The organism is Aromatoleum toluolicum (assembly GCF_012911005.2).
GTDB classification, from domain to species: Bacteria; Pseudomonadota; Gammaproteobacteria; order Burkholderiales; family Rhodocyclaceae; genus Aromatoleum; species Aromatoleum toluolicum.
The window spans coordinates 79,190-91,623 of sequence record NZ_WTVS01000005.1; the positions used below are offsets into that span (position 1 = coordinate 79,190).

Sequence of the window (12,434 nt, forward strand, 5' to 3'; positions counted from 1 at the left end):
ACGTGATGGAACTTAAAGTATTGAACGATCAGGGTGTGCAGGCGGCGACGCTGCAGGCTTCTGACGCGCTTTTCGGGCGCGACTACAACGAGGCGCTGATTCACCAGGTCGTCGTTGCCTACATGGCCAACGCTCGCTCGGGTAATCGTGCGCAGAAGGGACGTTCCGAGGTCGCCAAGTCGACCCGCAAGCCGTGGCGCCAGAAGGGTACGGGTCGTGCCCGTGCCGGTATGGCCTCGAGCCCGCTGTGGCGTGGTGGTGGTCGGATCTTCCCGAATTCGCCGGAAGAGAACTTTTCGCAGAAGCTGAACCGCAAGATGTACCGCGCGGGCGTTGCGTCGATCCTGTCGCAACTGGCGCGCGAAGACCGTCTCGCGGTGGTCGAGAACTTCAGCGTCGAGGCGCCGAAGACCAAGCTTCTGTCGCAGAAGCTGAAGGGCATGGGGCTGGATTCCGTGCTCGTGATCACTGATCAGTTCGATGAGAACCTGTTCCTGTCGTCGCGCAACCTGCACAAGGTGCTGGTGCTCGAAGTCAGCGAGACGGATCCGGTGGCTCTGGTGCATTACGATCGCGTGATCGTGACCAAGGGCGCGCTGGCCAAGATGGAGGAGGCCTGGCAATGAGCGGATTTAGCCAAGAGCGTCTGATGCAGGTGCTGCTCGCGCCCCAGATCTCCGAAAAGGCGACATTTATCGCCGACAAGAACGAGCAGGTCGTGTTCAAGGTCGCGTCGTGTGCGACGAAGCCTGAAGTCAAGGCGGCTGTCGAGCTGCTGTTCAAGGTCGAGGTCAAGTCGGTCCAGATCGCGAACGTGAAGGGCAAGGTCAAGCGCTTCGGCAAGATGACCGGTCGTCGCAAGGGCTGGAAGAAGGCCTTCGTGTGCCTGAAGCCGGGTCAGGAAATCAACTTCGCGGCCGGGGAGTAAGAGTCATGGCACTGGTAAAACTCAAGCCTACGTCTGCCGGCCGTCGCGCGATGGTCAAGGTGGTGAATGCCGATCTCTATAAGGGTCGTCCGCTCGCCGCTCTCGTCGAGAAGCAGTCGAAGAATGCCGGTCGTAACAACAACGGCCACATCACCGTCCGCCACAAGGGTGGCGGCCACAAGCAGCACTACCGTCTGGTCGATTTTCGTCGCAACAAGGACGGGATCGTGGCGCGTGTCGAGCGCATCGAGTATGACCCGAACCGCTCGGCGAACATCGCGCTCGTCTGCTATGCCGATGGCGAGCGTGCATACATCATCGCCCCGAAGGGCCTGGAAGTCGGCGCTCAGGTGATGAGCGGTGCCGAAGCTCCGATCAAGCCGGGCAACGTTCTGCCGATCCGCAATATTCCGGTCGGTTCGACGATCCACTGCGTCGAGATGATGCCCGGCAAGGGTGCGCAGATCGCGCGCGCCGCCGGCACCTCGGTGCAGCTCCTGGCGCGTGAAGGCGCGTATGCCCAGATTCGTCTGCGCTCCGGCGAAGTGCGTCGCGTGCACGTCGAGTGTCGCGCTGCGATCGGGGTTGTGGGTAATGAAGAGCATGGTCTGCGCAAGATCGGCAAGGCCGGTGCAAACCGCTGGCGTGGTATCCGCCCGACCGTTCGCGGCGTGGCGATGAACCCGGTCGATCACCCTCACGGTGGCGGCGAAGGCCGTACCGGTGAGGGTGGCGTGCCGCGTAGCCCGTGGGGTCAGCCGGCCAAGGGTTATCGTACGCGCAGCAACAAGCGCACCGATACCATGATCGTGCAGCGTCGTCACAAGCGTTAAGGGGTAACAGATGGCACGTTCAATCAAAAAAGGCCCGTTTGTCGACGCGCACCTCCTGAAGAAGGTCGACGCCGTGCGGGTGAGCAACGACAAGCGTCCGATCAAGACGTGGTCGCGCCGGTCCACGGTGCTGCCCGACTTCGTCGGTCTCACGATCGCGGTGCATAACGGCCGCCAGCATGTTCCGGTGTTTGTGTCCGAGAACATGGTCGGCCACAAGCTGGGCGAGTTCGCGCTGACCCGTACGTTCAAGGGTCATGCGGCGAGCAAGAAGGCGAAGAGGTAAGGAGTCACCATGGAAACCAAAGCAATCCTCCGCGGTGTTCGCCTGTCGGCCCAGAAGGGCCGGCTGGTTGCGGACCAGGTGCGGGGCAAGCCGGTTGATCAGGCCCTGAACATTCTCGCCTTCTCGCCGAAGAAGGGCGCGCAGATCATCCGCAAGGTCGTCGAGTCGGCGATCGCGAATGCCGAACACAACGATGGCGCAGACATCGACACCCTCAAGGTGAAGACGATCTACGTCGAGGAAGGCACGTCGCTGAAGCGGTTTACGGCGCGCGCGAAAGGGCGCGGCAACCGCATCCTGAAGCCGACCTGCCATGTCTACGTGACCGTCGGGGAGTAAGGGGTAAATATGGGTCAGAAAATTCATCCGACCGGATTCCGTCTCGCGGTCACCCGTGACTGGAGCTCGCGTTGGTTCGCTTCGAGCCGCGACTACTCCAAGATGCTGCACGAGGACATCAAGGTCCGGGACTTCCTGAAGAAGAAGCTCGCGCACGCCTCGGTCGGTCGCATCATCATCGAGCGTCCGGCCAAGAACGCGCGCATCACGCTGTTCAGCGCGCGTCCCGGTGTCGTGATCGGCAAGAAGGGCGAAGACATCGAACTGCTGAAGCGCGAGCTCCAGAAGATCATGGGCGTGCCGGTTCACGTCAACATCGAGGAAGTGCGCAAGCCGGAAGTCGACGCGAAGCTGATCGCCGACTCGATCGCTCAGCAGCTCGAGAAGCGCATCATGTTCCGCCGCGCCATGAAGCGCGCGATGCAGAACGCGATGCGTCTGGGCGCCCAAGGCATCAAGATCATGAGCGCCGGTCGCCTCAACGGCGCCGAAATCGCACGCACGGAGTGGTACCGCGAAGGTCGCGTGCCGCTGCATACCCTGCGTGCCGACATTGATTACGGGGTCTCGGAAGCAAGCACGACCTACGGCATCATCGGCATCAAGGTTTGGGTCTATAAGGGCGACATGCTCGGCCGCAATGAGCGTCCGGCAGTCGTCGAGAACGAGAATGAGGCTCGTCGTGGCCGACGCGGCGCGCCGCGCGGTGCCGAGGGCGAAGGTCGTCCCGGTCGCCGTCCCGCCCGCCGTGGTGGTGCTGAAGGGCAGGCCAAGCAGCCGCAAGAAAGCAGGGGTGAATGATGCTTCAGCCGACGAGAAGGAAATATCGAAAGGAGCAGAAGGGCCGTAACACCGGAGTGGCAACGCGCGGTGCGAAGGTTAGCTTCGGCGAATTCGGCCTCAAGGCAATTGGACGTGGTCGCCTGACGGCTCGCCAGATCGAATCTGCCCGTCGCGCAATGACGCGGCATATCAAGCGCGGCGGCCGTATCTGGATCCGGATCTTCCCGGACAAGCCGATCTCGAAGAAGCCTGCCGAAGTCCGTATGGGTAACGGCAAGGGCAACCCCGAGTACTGGGTTGCCGAGATCCAGCCGGGCAAGGTTCTGTACGAGATGGATGGTGTCGACGAGGCGCTGGCGCGTGAAGCGTTCCGTCTTGCAGCCGCTAAGCTGCCGCTCGAGACCGTGTTTGTTCACCGTCAACTGGGGTAATCATGAAAGCGAGTGAACTCCGCGCGAAAAGCGCCGGTGAATTGAATCAGGAATTGCTTGAGCTGCTGAAGGCGCAGTTCTCGCTGCGCATGCAGCTTGCGACGCAGCAGCTCGGCAACACGAGCCAACTCGGAAAGGTTCGCCACGACATCGCGCGTGTGCGTACCGTTCTGCGTGAAAAGGCAGGGCAGAAATGAGCGAACAAATCGAAAAGGTGCGTCGCGCCCTCGTCGGCCGTGTAGTCAGCGACAAGATGCAGAACACGGTCACCGTGCTGGTCGAGCGTCGCGTCAAGCACGAGCTGTACGGAAAGGTGATCACGCGCTCGGCGAAGTATCATGCGCATGTCGAAGGTGGCGTCGCTGCCGCTGGCGACCTGGTTGAGATCGAGGAGTGCCGTCCGATTTCCAAAACCAAGTCCTGGCGCGTTGCGAAGGTGCTCGAGAAGGCGCGCGTAATCTAAGCAGAGTACGGGCTACTGCTGTGGACAGCTTGGCAGGCGACTGCCAGGCTGTTATAATTTTCTTTCTTTGCTTTTCGCTCTTCGGGGCTCCCTACCCGTACGGGTTCCAAGACTGACCGCTGTAGCGGGGCAAGTTGGAGATAAATTCATGATTCAAATGCAGTCCATTCTGGACGTCGCCGACAACACCGGCGCGCGTTCGGTGATGTGCATCAAGGTCCTTGGTGGTTCCAAGCGTCGCTATGCCAGCATCGGCGACATCATCAAGGTGACCGTGAAGGATGCCGCGCCGAGGGGTCGCGTCAAGAAAGGCGACATCTATAGTGCCGTGGTGGTGCGTACCGCGAAGGGCGTGCGTCGTCCGGACGGTTCGTTGGTAAGGTTCGATGGCAATGCGGCCGTCCTGCTGAATAACAAGCTCGAGCCGATCGGCACGCGTATCTTCGGGCCGGTGACGCGCGAGCTGCGTACCGAGCGGTTCATGAAGATCGTCTCGCTGGCGCCTGAAGTGCTCTAAGGAGTTATCGAGATGAACAAGATCCGCAAGGGTGATGAGGTCGTTGTCCTGACGGGCAAGGACCGTGGTCGTCGCGGTGTCGTGCTGCGTCGGGTCGGCGAGGAGCATCTGGTGGTTGAGGGTGTGAATCGCGCGAAGAAGCATGTGCGTCCGAATCCGCTCAAAGGGGAAGTGGGTGGCATCGTCGAGAAAGAGATGCCGCTGCACGTTTCGAATGTTGCGCTGTTCAACTCCGCGACCCAGAAGGGTGATCGCGTGGGTATTCGTGTGCTTGAGGATGGTCGCAAGGTGCGCTTCTTCAAGTCGAATGGCGAACTGGTGAACGCGTAAGGAGTGGTGATGGCGCGCTTGCAGCAGTACTACAAGGAAACGATTGCTCCCGATCTGCTGAAGCAGTTCGGGTACAAGTCCGTGATGGAAGTGCCTCGTGTTACGAAGATCACGCTGAACATGGGTGTCGGCGAGGCGGTTGGCGACAAGAAGATCCTCGAGCATGCCGTTGGCGACATGCAGAAGATCGCTGGTCAGAAGCCGGTTGTGACCAAGGCACGCAAGTCGATCGCGGGTTTCAAGATTCGTGACGGTTATCCGATCGGCTGCATGGTGACCTTGCGTGGCGAGAAGATGTTCGAATTCCTGGATCGTCTGGTGACGATCGCCATGCCGCGTATTCGCGATTTTCGCGGTATTGCCGGCAAGGGCTTCGACGGTCGCGGCAACTACAACCTGGGCGTGAAAGAGCAGATCATTTTTCCCGAAATCGAGTACGACAAGATCGATGCTCTGCGGGGTATGAACATCAGCATCACGACGACGGCCAAGACCGATCAGGAAGCTCGCGCTCTGCTCGCGGCGTTCAAGTTCCCGTTCAAGAATTGAGGGTGTTATGGCAAAACTGGCTCTGATCAATCGAGAAGAGAAGCGTCGCAAGCTCGTGGCGAAGTTCGCCGCGAAGCGTGCCGCGCTGATCGCTCAGATCAACGATTTCAAGTTGCCTGAAGAAGAGCGCATGGCTGCTCGTCTGAAGCTGCAGCAGCTTCCCCGCAACGCAAGCCCCGTTCGCGAGCGCAATCGCTGCGCCCTGACGGGTCGTCCGCGCGGCGTGTTCCGCAAATTTGGGCTGTGCCGCAACAAGCTGCGCGATCTCGCGTTCCGCGGCGAAGTTCCGGGCATGACCAAGGCGAGCTGGTAAGGAGATTATCGAATGAGTATGTCCGATCCGATCGCCGATATGCTGACCCGCATCCGTAACGGTCAGCAGGCTCAGAAGCAGAGCGTGTCGATGCCCAGCTCCAAGCTGAAAGTTGCGATCGCCAAGGTCCTGCAGGATGAAGGTTACATCGACGGCTATGCAGTCCGCGATGCCGAAGGCAAGGCGCAGCTCGATGTGGTTCTGAAGTACTACGCCGGTCGTCCGGTCATTGAGCGCATCGAGCGTGTCAGCCGTCCCGGTCTGCGTGTCTACAAGGGCAGCGACGATCTGCCGCGTGTCATGAACGGTCTCGGCGTCGCGATCGTGTCGACGCCGCGTGGCGTCATGACCGATCGTGCGGCACGTGCCGGACGCGTGGGCGGCGAAGTCATCTGTTACGTCGCTTAAGGGGGTCTCATGTCTCGTGTAGCTAAGAATCCGGTGGCAATCCCCCAGGGCGTCGATGTGAACGTCGCGGCTGGCGAGGTTTCCGTGAAGGGGCCGCTGGGTACCGTCAAGCAGTACATCGGCAGTTCCGTCTCCGTCCAGCGCGAAGGCGATGTGCTCGTGTTCGCCGCTGTTGCCGGTGCCGCGAACGGTCGTGCGATGTCGGGTACCGTGCGCGCGCTCGTGAATAACATGGTCACCGGCGTGACGAAGGGTTTCGAGCGCAAGCTGAACCTCGTGGGCGTCGGTTATCGTGCGCAGGCGCAGGGCGACAAGCTGAATCTGACGCTCGGTTTCTCGCATCCTGTCGTGCATCAGATGCCGGCGGGCGTGAAGGTGGAAACCCCGACTCAGACGGAAATCGTCATCAAGGGCATCGACAAGCAGCAGGTTGGTCAAGTCGCTGCCGAAGTGCGTGCATACCGCGCTCCCGAGCCCTATAAGGGCAAGGGCGTCCGCTACGCGGACGAGGTGGTCGTGCTCAAGGAAACCAAGAAGAAGTAAGGGCGGTTCGATATGAACAAGAAAGTGGTTCGTCTGCGTCGTGCTCGTAAAACCCGAGCCAAAATCGCGGAACTGAAGGCGGTTCGTCTGACTGTGTTCCGTTCCAATTCCCACATCTACGCCCAGATCATCGATGGTTCCGGCGCGCGCGTGCTCGCGGCTGCCTCGACGGTCGAGACGGACGTGCGTTCGCAACTGTCGCACGGCGGCAACAAGGCCGCTGCAGCGATCGTCGGCAAGCTGATCGCCGAGCGTGCGAAGGCCGCGGGTATCGAGTCCGTCGCGTTCGATCGTGCCGGCTTCCAGTATCACGGTCGCGTCAAGGCGCTGGCCGAGGCCGCCCGCGAAGGCGGTCTCAAGTTCTAAGCGAGGAATCGTATGGCTAAGCAACAAAGCAAGCGTCCGCAGGCTTCCGAGGAGCGTGACGACGGCCTGCGCGAGAAGATGGTTGCCATCAACCGCGTGACCAAGGTCGTGAAGGGCGGTCGTATCCTCGGTTTTGCGGCGCTGACGGTGGTTGGCGATGGCGATGGCGGCATCGGCATGGGCAAGGGCAAGTCCCGTGAAGTGCCCGTCGCCGTGCAGAAGGCTATGGACGAAGCGCGTCGCAAGATGGTCAAGGTCTCGCTGAAGAACGGCACGCTGCAGCATTCGGTGGTCGGCAAGCATGGCGCTTCGTCGGTGTTGATGCAGCCGGCGCCGAGCGGCACCGGCATTATTGCCGGCGGCCCGATGCGCGCGGTTTTCGAAGTCATGGGTGTGACCGACGTGACCTGCAAGTGCATCGGTTCGTCGAATCCGTACAACGTCGTGCGTGCAACGCTGAACGGTCTCCTGGCGGTCAACACGCCGGCGGAGATTGCCGCGAAGCGTGGCAAGAGCGTCGAAGAAATTCTGGGGTAAGCCATGGCCGAGAAAACGATCAAGGTTACGCTGGTCAAGAGCGTGATCGGTACCAAGCAGTCGCACCGTGCGACGGTGCGCGGGCTCGGCTTGCGTCGCCTGAACCATACCGTCGAACTTCAGGACACGCCTGAGGTTCGGGGCATGGTGAACAAGGTGTCCTACCTGGTGAAGTGTGAGGGTTGAGATGCGTCTGAATACGATTAAACCCGCGGCTGGTTCGAAGTCGAACGCCAAGCGCGTCGGGCGCGGCATCGGCAGCGGTCTGGGCAAGACCTGCGGCCGCGGTCACAAGGGACAAAAGTCCCGTGCCGGCGGCTTCCACAAGGTCGGTTTCGAAGGCGGTCAGATGCCGCTGCAGCGTCGACTGCCGAAGCGGGGCTTCGTCTCGCTGACCGGGTCGCGCAATGCCGAAGTTCGCCTCTCGGAGCTGGACAAGCTGCCGGTGGATGAGATCGATCTGCTCGTGCTGAAGCAGGCTGGTGTGGTCGCTGCCGATGCGCTTTCCGCGAAGGTGGTGCTCTCCGGCAGCATCGGCCGCAAGGTCACGCTGCGCGGCGTCGGTGCAACGAAGGGCGCGCTCGCGGCCATTCAGGCGGCCGGCGGTTCGGTCGTCACCGAGTAAGCGGGAATCCAGCTGTGGCCAATCCCGCTGCCACCTTGGGAACGCCCGGTCGGTTTGGCGATCTGAAGCGCCGCCTGATGTTTCTTGTCGGTGCTCTGATCGTCTATCGGATCGGTGCGCACATTCCTGTGCCCGGAATCGATCCCAGTCGGCTGGCTGAGCTGTTCCAGTCGCAGTCGGGGGGGATTCTCGGCGTCTTCAACCTGTTCTCGGGTGGCGCGCTGTCGCGTTTCACGATCTTTGCGCTGGGGATCATGCCGTACATCTCGGCATCGATCATCATGCAGCTGATGACCGTGGCAGTGCCGTCGCTGGAAGCCCTGAAGAAGGAGGGCGAGGCCGGACGGCGCAAGATCACGCAGTATACGCGCGCCGGTACGCTGGTTCTGGCGTTGGCCCAGTCGCTCGGTATCGCGATCGCGCTCGAAGGGCAGGCCGGTCTGGTGCTGGATCCGGGGCTCACCTTCCGTTTCGTGACGGTGGCGACGCTTGTGACGGGCACGATGTTCCTGATGTGGCTCGGTGAGCAGATCACTGAACGCGGGTTGGGCAACGGTATCTCCCTCATCATCTTCGCCGGCATTGCGGCGGGGCTGCCGAGTTCGATCGCCGGTCTGTTCGAGCTCGTCCGCACGGGTGCAATGCATCCCTTCACGGCGCTGCTGATCTGCGTGCTGGTGGTCCTTGTCACGGCGTTCGTGGTGTTCGTCGAACGCGGGCAGCGCAAGATCCTGGTGAACTACGCAAAGCGCCAGGTCGGCAACAAGGTCTACGGCGGGCAGAGTTCGCATCTGCCGCTGAAGCTCAACATGGCCGGGGTAATTCCGCCGATCTTCGCGTCCAGCATCATCCTCTTCCCTGCGACGCTGGGACAGTGGTTCGGTTCGTCGGAGAGCATGATATGGCTGCGGGATCTTTCGGCGAAGCTGGCGCCCGGGCAGCCGGTCTACGTGATGCTCTATGCCGTCGCGATCGTGTTCTTCTGCTTCTTCTACACCGCGCTCGTGTTCAACGCACGGGAAACCGCGGATAACCTGAAGAAGAGCGGGGCGTTCGTGCCGGGTATCCGGCCGGGTGATCAGACAGCGCGTTACATCGACAAGATCTTGACGCGCCTGACGCTGGTGGGTGCTGTGTATATCACGCTGGTGTGCCTGCTGCCCGAGTTCCTGATCCTGAAGTGGAATGTTCCGTTCTACTTCGGCGGGACATCGCTGCTGATCATCGTGGTGGTGACGATGGACTTCATGGCGCAGGTTCAGGCTTACGTGATGTCTCACCAGTACGAGAGTCTGCTGAAGAAGGCGAACTTCAAGGGGGCGGGCCTTCCGATCCGGTAAGTTATGGCGAAGGAAGACGTTATCGAGATGCAGGGCGAGGTTACCGAGAATCTCCCCAACGCAACGTTTCGCGTCCGACTCGAAAACGGACACATGGTCCTCGGGTACATCTCCGGGAAGATGCGTATGCACTACATCCGCATTCTTCCTGGCGACAAGGTCACCGTGCAGTTGACGCCCTATGACCTGACCAAGGCCCGGATCGTATTCCGGACCAAGTAATCAAGAAACAGGAGCAAGGAAATGAGAGTTCAGGCATCGGTTAAGCGGCTCTGCCGCAATTGCAAGATCGTTCGCCGTAAGGGTGTTGTTCGTGTCATCTGCGCGGACCCGCGGCATAAGCAGCGCCAGGGTTGATCTTAGGGCGCTCAGGGATTAACATTTAATGTTTAGCTTTTTGGGGTAATCGAATGGCCCGTATTGCTGGGGTAAACATTCCCAATCACAAGCATGCCGAGATTGCGCTGACCGCCATCTATGGAATTGGCCGTTCGCGTGCTCAGAAAATCTGTGATTCCGCTAACGTTGCGCGTTCCGTCAAGGTGAAGGATCTCACCGAGTCGGACATGGAGCGTCTGCGTGACGAGGTTGGAAAGTTTGTCGTCGAAGGCGATCTTCGCCGTGAAGTGACGATGAATATCAAGCGCCTGATGGACTTGGGTTGCTATCGTGGTGTCCGTCATCGTCGCGGCCTTCCGCTGCGCGGTCAGAGGACCCGGACTAACGCCCGCACCCGCAAGGGACCGCGCAAGGCGATCGCCGGCAAGAAGTGATAAGGACTGATAATGGCTAAAACTGCTGCGAAAGTTCGCAAGAAAGTTAAAAAGAACGTTGCCGAGGGTATCGCGCACGTTCATGCGAGCTTCAATAACACGATCATCACGATTACCGATCGTCAGGGCAACGCCCTGTCGTGGGCAACGTCGGGCGGCGCGGGCTTCAAGGGTTCGCGCAAGAGCACGCCGTTTGCCGCCCAGGTTGCCGCCGAAGCCGCTGGCAAGGCCGCGCAGGAATGCGGCGTGAAGAACCTGGAAGTGCGTATCAAGGGGCCCGGTCCGGGCCGCGAATCCGCTGTTCGCGCCCTGAACGCGCTGGGTATGAAGATCTCCAGCATTACCGACATCACGCCGATTCCGCATAACGGCTGCCGTCCGCCGAAAAAGCGTCGTATCTGACAAGGAGTTGAAACGTGGCTCGTAATCTGGATCCCAAGTGCCGTCAGTGCCGTCGCGAAGGCGAGAAGCTGTTCCTGAAGGCCGAGAAGTGCTTCACCGACAAGTGCGCGATCGAGCGCCGCTCGTATGCTCCTGGCCAGCATGGCCAGCGTTCTGGACAGCGTCTGTCCGGCTATGGCGTTCAGCTGCGTGAAAAGCAGAAGATCCGCCGTCTGTATGGCGTCCTCGAGGCGCAGTTCCGCAAGGTGTACGCCGAAGCTGACCGCCGTCGCGGCCAGACCGGCGAGAACCTGCTGCAACTGCTGGAAGGTCGCCTTGATTCGGTGGTCTACCGCATGGGTTTTGGCGGCTCGCGTGCCGAGGCCCGTCAGCTGGTCCGTCACAACGGCATTCTCGTGAATGGCAAGCGCGTCAACATCCCGTCGTATGTCGTGCGTCCGGGTGAGACGGTCGAGCTCACCGAGGGTGCGCGCGGCCAGCTCCGCGTCAAGGCCGCGCTCGAAGCCGCTGCCGCGCGTGGTTTCCCGGAGTGGCTGGAAGTCGATGCCAAGGCCGGCAAGGGCGTGTTCAAGGCGTACCCGCAGCGTTCCGAGCTGCCGCCGACGATCAACGAAGGTCTCGTCGTCGAACTGTACTCCCGCTAACGGGCTCGCCTGAAGACTCAAAGATCCGAGGAACTGCTGATGCAAAGCAATTCACTGCTGAAACCCCGCATCATCGACGTCCAGTCCGTGTCGCCCGTCCAGGCGCGCGTGACGATGGAGCCGTTCGAGCGTGGTTTCGGTCATACCCTGGGGAATGCGCTGCGGCGCATCCTCCTTTCCTCGCTGCCGGGCTATGCGCCGACGGAAGTCTCGATTGAGGGCGTGCTGCACGAGTACTCGACTCTGGACGGGGTGCGCGAGGACATCGTCGACCTGTTGCTGAACCTGAAGGGCGTGGTGCTGAAGCTGCACAACCGCGGTGAGGCAACGCTGCGTCTGTCGAAATCGGGCGACGGAGTTGTCACCGCGCGCGACATCGAGGCCGGCCACGACGTCGAGATCATCAACCCCGATCATGTTATTGCGCATCTGGCACCGGGCGGCAAGCTCGACATGCAGATCAAGGTCGAGGAAGGTCGCGGTTACGTGCCGGGCAACGTGCGGCCGGTCGCCGGCGAGAGCAAGAGCATCGGTCATGTCGTGCTGGACGCGTCGTTCAGCCCGGTTCGCCGGGTGAGCTACCTGGTCGAGAGTGCTCGTGTCGAGCAGCGTACCGACCTAGATCGCCTGGTGATCGATATCGAGACCAACGGTGCGGTCGACCCCGAAGAGGCTATCCGTTACGCCGCGCGCGTGCTGATGGATCAGCTGTCGGTGTTCGCGGATCTGGAAGGTACGGCGCCGGTCGCGGAAGTGACCGCAACGCAGGTGATCGATCCGGTGCTGCTGCGTCCGGTCGATGACCTCGAGCTGACCGTGCGCTCGGCCAACTGCCTGAAGGCCGAGAACATTTACTACATCGGCGATCTGATCCAGCGTACGGAAACCGAGCTGCTGAAGACCCCGAACCTCGGCCGCAAGTCGCTGAACGAAATCAAGGAAGTGTTGGCCTCGCGTGGGCTTACGCTCGGCATGAAACTGGAAAACTGGCCGCCGGCCGGGCTCGAGAAGCTCGGTTGAGTCG

The 12,434-nt window shown here is 61.1% G+C and carries 26 protein-coding genes; all 26 read left to right on the forward strand.

All coding sequences use genetic code 11. The features are described 5' to 3' along the window. The first annotated feature begins 5 nt into the window (after window positions 1-5). The 26 genes from rplD to GPA27_RS03995 all read left to right on the forward strand — a co-directional run bounded on the left by rplD (window position 6) and on the right by GPA27_RS03995 (window position 12,430). Window positions 6-626, forward strand: a complete 621-nt coding sequence (rplD, locus tag GPA27_RS03870) for a 50S ribosomal protein L4 (protein ID WP_169138015.1) — start codon at window positions 6-8, stop codon at window positions 624-626. Next, window positions 623-928, forward strand: coding sequence for a 50S ribosomal protein L23 (rplW, locus tag GPA27_RS03875; protein WP_169138017.1), 306 nt, complete (start codon window positions 623-625; stop codon window positions 926-928). The genes rplD and rplW overlap by 4 nt, the downstream gene beginning before the upstream one ends. A gap of 5 nt (window positions 929-933) precedes the next feature. Continuing rightward, window positions 934-1,761 carry a 50S ribosomal protein L2 gene (gene rplB, locus GPA27_RS03880; RefSeq protein ID WP_169138019.1) on the forward strand — a complete coding sequence of 276 codons (828 nt, stop codon included), beginning with the start codon at window positions 934-936 and terminating at the stop codon, window positions 1,759-1,761. Window positions 1,762-1,771: 10 nt separating this feature from the next. Further along, the gene (gene rpsS, locus GPA27_RS03885; RefSeq protein ID WP_018987826.1) at window positions 1,772-2,047 is read left to right on the forward strand and encodes a 30S ribosomal protein S19; all 276 of its coding nucleotides are present in this window, start codon (window positions 1,772-1,774) and stop codon (window positions 2,045-2,047) included. Window positions 2,048-2,056: 9 nt separating this feature from the next. Beyond that, on the forward strand, window positions 2,057-2,386 hold the full coding sequence (gene rplV / locus GPA27_RS03890; RefSeq protein ID WP_018987827.1) for a 50S ribosomal protein L22: 330 nt from the start codon (window positions 2,057-2,059) through the stop codon (window positions 2,384-2,386). Between the two features lie 9 nt (window positions 2,387-2,395). Beyond that, window positions 2,396-3,187, forward strand: a complete 792-nt coding sequence (rpsC, locus tag GPA27_RS03895; protein WP_169138021.1) for a 30S ribosomal protein S3 — start codon at window positions 2,396-2,398, stop codon at window positions 3,185-3,187. Beyond that, window positions 3,187-3,600, forward strand: a complete 414-nt coding sequence (gene rplP, locus GPA27_RS03900; protein ID WP_050418483.1) for a 50S ribosomal protein L16 — start codon at window positions 3,187-3,189, stop codon at window positions 3,598-3,600. Before rpsC ends, rplP begins: the two co-directional genes overlap by 1 nt. A gap of 2 nt (window positions 3,601-3,602) precedes the next feature. Further along, window positions 3,603-3,797, forward strand: a complete 195-nt coding sequence (gene rpmC, locus GPA27_RS03905) for a 50S ribosomal protein L29 (protein ID WP_050417529.1) — start codon at window positions 3,603-3,605, stop codon at window positions 3,795-3,797. After that, window positions 3,794-4,063, forward strand: coding sequence for a 30S ribosomal protein S17 (rpsQ, locus tag GPA27_RS03910; RefSeq protein WP_076603148.1), 270 nt, complete (start codon window positions 3,794-3,796; stop codon window positions 4,061-4,063). Before rpmC ends, rpsQ begins: the two co-directional genes overlap by 4 nt. A 148-nt stretch (window positions 4,064-4,211) precedes the next feature. Continuing rightward, window positions 4,212-4,580 carry a 50S ribosomal protein L14 gene (rplN, locus tag GPA27_RS03915; RefSeq protein WP_018987832.1) on the forward strand — a complete coding sequence of 123 codons (369 nt, stop codon included), beginning with the start codon at window positions 4,212-4,214 and terminating at the stop codon, window positions 4,578-4,580. Between the two features lie 12 nt (window positions 4,581-4,592). Further along, window positions 4,593-4,910, forward strand: a complete 318-nt coding sequence (gene rplX, locus GPA27_RS03920; RefSeq protein WP_169138023.1) for a 50S ribosomal protein L24 — start codon at window positions 4,593-4,595, stop codon at window positions 4,908-4,910. Between the two features lie 9 nt (window positions 4,911-4,919). Then, window positions 4,920-5,459 (forward strand): 50S ribosomal protein L5, encoded by a 540-nt coding sequence (gene rplE / locus GPA27_RS03925; RefSeq protein WP_169138025.1) that lies wholly within the window; start codon window positions 4,920-4,922, stop codon window positions 5,457-5,459. Between the two features lie 7 nt (window positions 5,460-5,466). Further along, window positions 5,467-5,772: a 30S ribosomal protein S14 gene (gene rpsN, locus GPA27_RS03930; RefSeq protein WP_050417524.1), complete on the forward strand. Its 306-nt coding sequence runs from the start codon at window positions 5,467-5,469 to the stop codon at window positions 5,770-5,772. Between the two features lie 12 nt (window positions 5,773-5,784). After that, entirely contained in the window at window positions 5,785-6,180 is a 396-nt protein-coding gene (rpsH, locus tag GPA27_RS03935; protein WP_076603152.1) for a 30S ribosomal protein S8, read from the forward strand. Between the two features lie 9 nt (window positions 6,181-6,189). Continuing rightward, window positions 6,190-6,723, forward strand: a complete 534-nt coding sequence (gene rplF / locus GPA27_RS03940) for a 50S ribosomal protein L6 (RefSeq protein WP_169138027.1) — start codon at window positions 6,190-6,192, stop codon at window positions 6,721-6,723. Window positions 6,724-6,735: 12 nt separating this feature from the next. Then, the gene (rplR, locus tag GPA27_RS03945) at window positions 6,736-7,089 is read left to right on the forward strand and encodes a 50S ribosomal protein L18 (protein WP_169138029.1); all 354 of its coding nucleotides are present in this window, start codon (window positions 6,736-6,738) and stop codon (window positions 7,087-7,089) included. A gap of 12 nt (window positions 7,090-7,101) precedes the next feature. Beyond that, window positions 7,102-7,626, forward strand: a complete 525-nt coding sequence (gene rpsE / locus GPA27_RS03950) for a 30S ribosomal protein S5 (protein ID WP_169138031.1) — start codon at window positions 7,102-7,104, stop codon at window positions 7,624-7,626. 3 nt (window positions 7,627-7,629) lie between these two features. Then, window positions 7,630-7,812 carry a 50S ribosomal protein L30 gene (gene rpmD / locus GPA27_RS03955; protein ID WP_015437566.1) on the forward strand — a complete coding sequence of 61 codons (183 nt, stop codon included), beginning with the start codon at window positions 7,630-7,632 and terminating at the stop codon, window positions 7,810-7,812. Between the two features lies 1 nt (window position 7,813). Beyond that, on the forward strand, window positions 7,814-8,251 hold the full coding sequence (rplO, locus tag GPA27_RS03960) for a 50S ribosomal protein L15 (protein ID WP_169138033.1): 438 nt from the start codon (window positions 7,814-7,816) through the stop codon (window positions 8,249-8,251). Window positions 8,252-8,265: 14 nt separating this feature from the next. Next, complete coding sequence (gene secY, locus GPA27_RS03965; RefSeq protein WP_169138035.1) at window positions 8,266-9,591, forward strand: preprotein translocase subunit SecY; 1,326 nt, start codon at window positions 8,266-8,268, stop codon at window positions 9,589-9,591. 3 nt (window positions 9,592-9,594) lie between these two features. Beyond that, window positions 9,595-9,813, forward strand: coding sequence for a translation initiation factor IF-1 (gene infA, locus GPA27_RS03970; protein ID WP_015437563.1), 219 nt, complete (start codon window positions 9,595-9,597; stop codon window positions 9,811-9,813). 21 nt (window positions 9,814-9,834) lie between these two features. Then, on the forward strand, window positions 9,835-9,948 hold the full coding sequence (gene rpmJ / locus GPA27_RS03975) for a 50S ribosomal protein L36 (RefSeq protein ID WP_076603157.1): 114 nt from the start codon (window positions 9,835-9,837) through the stop codon (window positions 9,946-9,948). Window positions 9,949-10,001: 53 nt separating this feature from the next. Then, entirely contained in the window at window positions 10,002-10,364 is a 363-nt protein-coding gene (rpsM, locus tag GPA27_RS03980; RefSeq protein ID WP_169127181.1) for a 30S ribosomal protein S13, read from the forward strand. Window positions 10,365-10,376: 12 nt separating this feature from the next. Continuing rightward, entirely contained in the window at window positions 10,377-10,766 is a 390-nt protein-coding gene (gene rpsK / locus GPA27_RS03985; RefSeq protein WP_011237995.1) for a 30S ribosomal protein S11, read from the forward strand. A 14-nt stretch (window positions 10,767-10,780) separates the two neighbouring features. Next, window positions 10,781-11,410: a 30S ribosomal protein S4 gene (gene rpsD, locus GPA27_RS03990; protein WP_076603159.1), complete on the forward strand. Its 630-nt coding sequence runs from the start codon at window positions 10,781-10,783 to the stop codon at window positions 11,408-11,410. Between the two features lie 39 nt (window positions 11,411-11,449). Continuing rightward, complete coding sequence (locus GPA27_RS03995; RefSeq protein ID WP_169138037.1) at window positions 11,450-12,430, forward strand: DNA-directed RNA polymerase subunit alpha; 981 nt, start codon at window positions 11,450-11,452, stop codon at window positions 12,428-12,430. Window positions 12,431-12,434 lie beyond the last annotated feature (4 nt).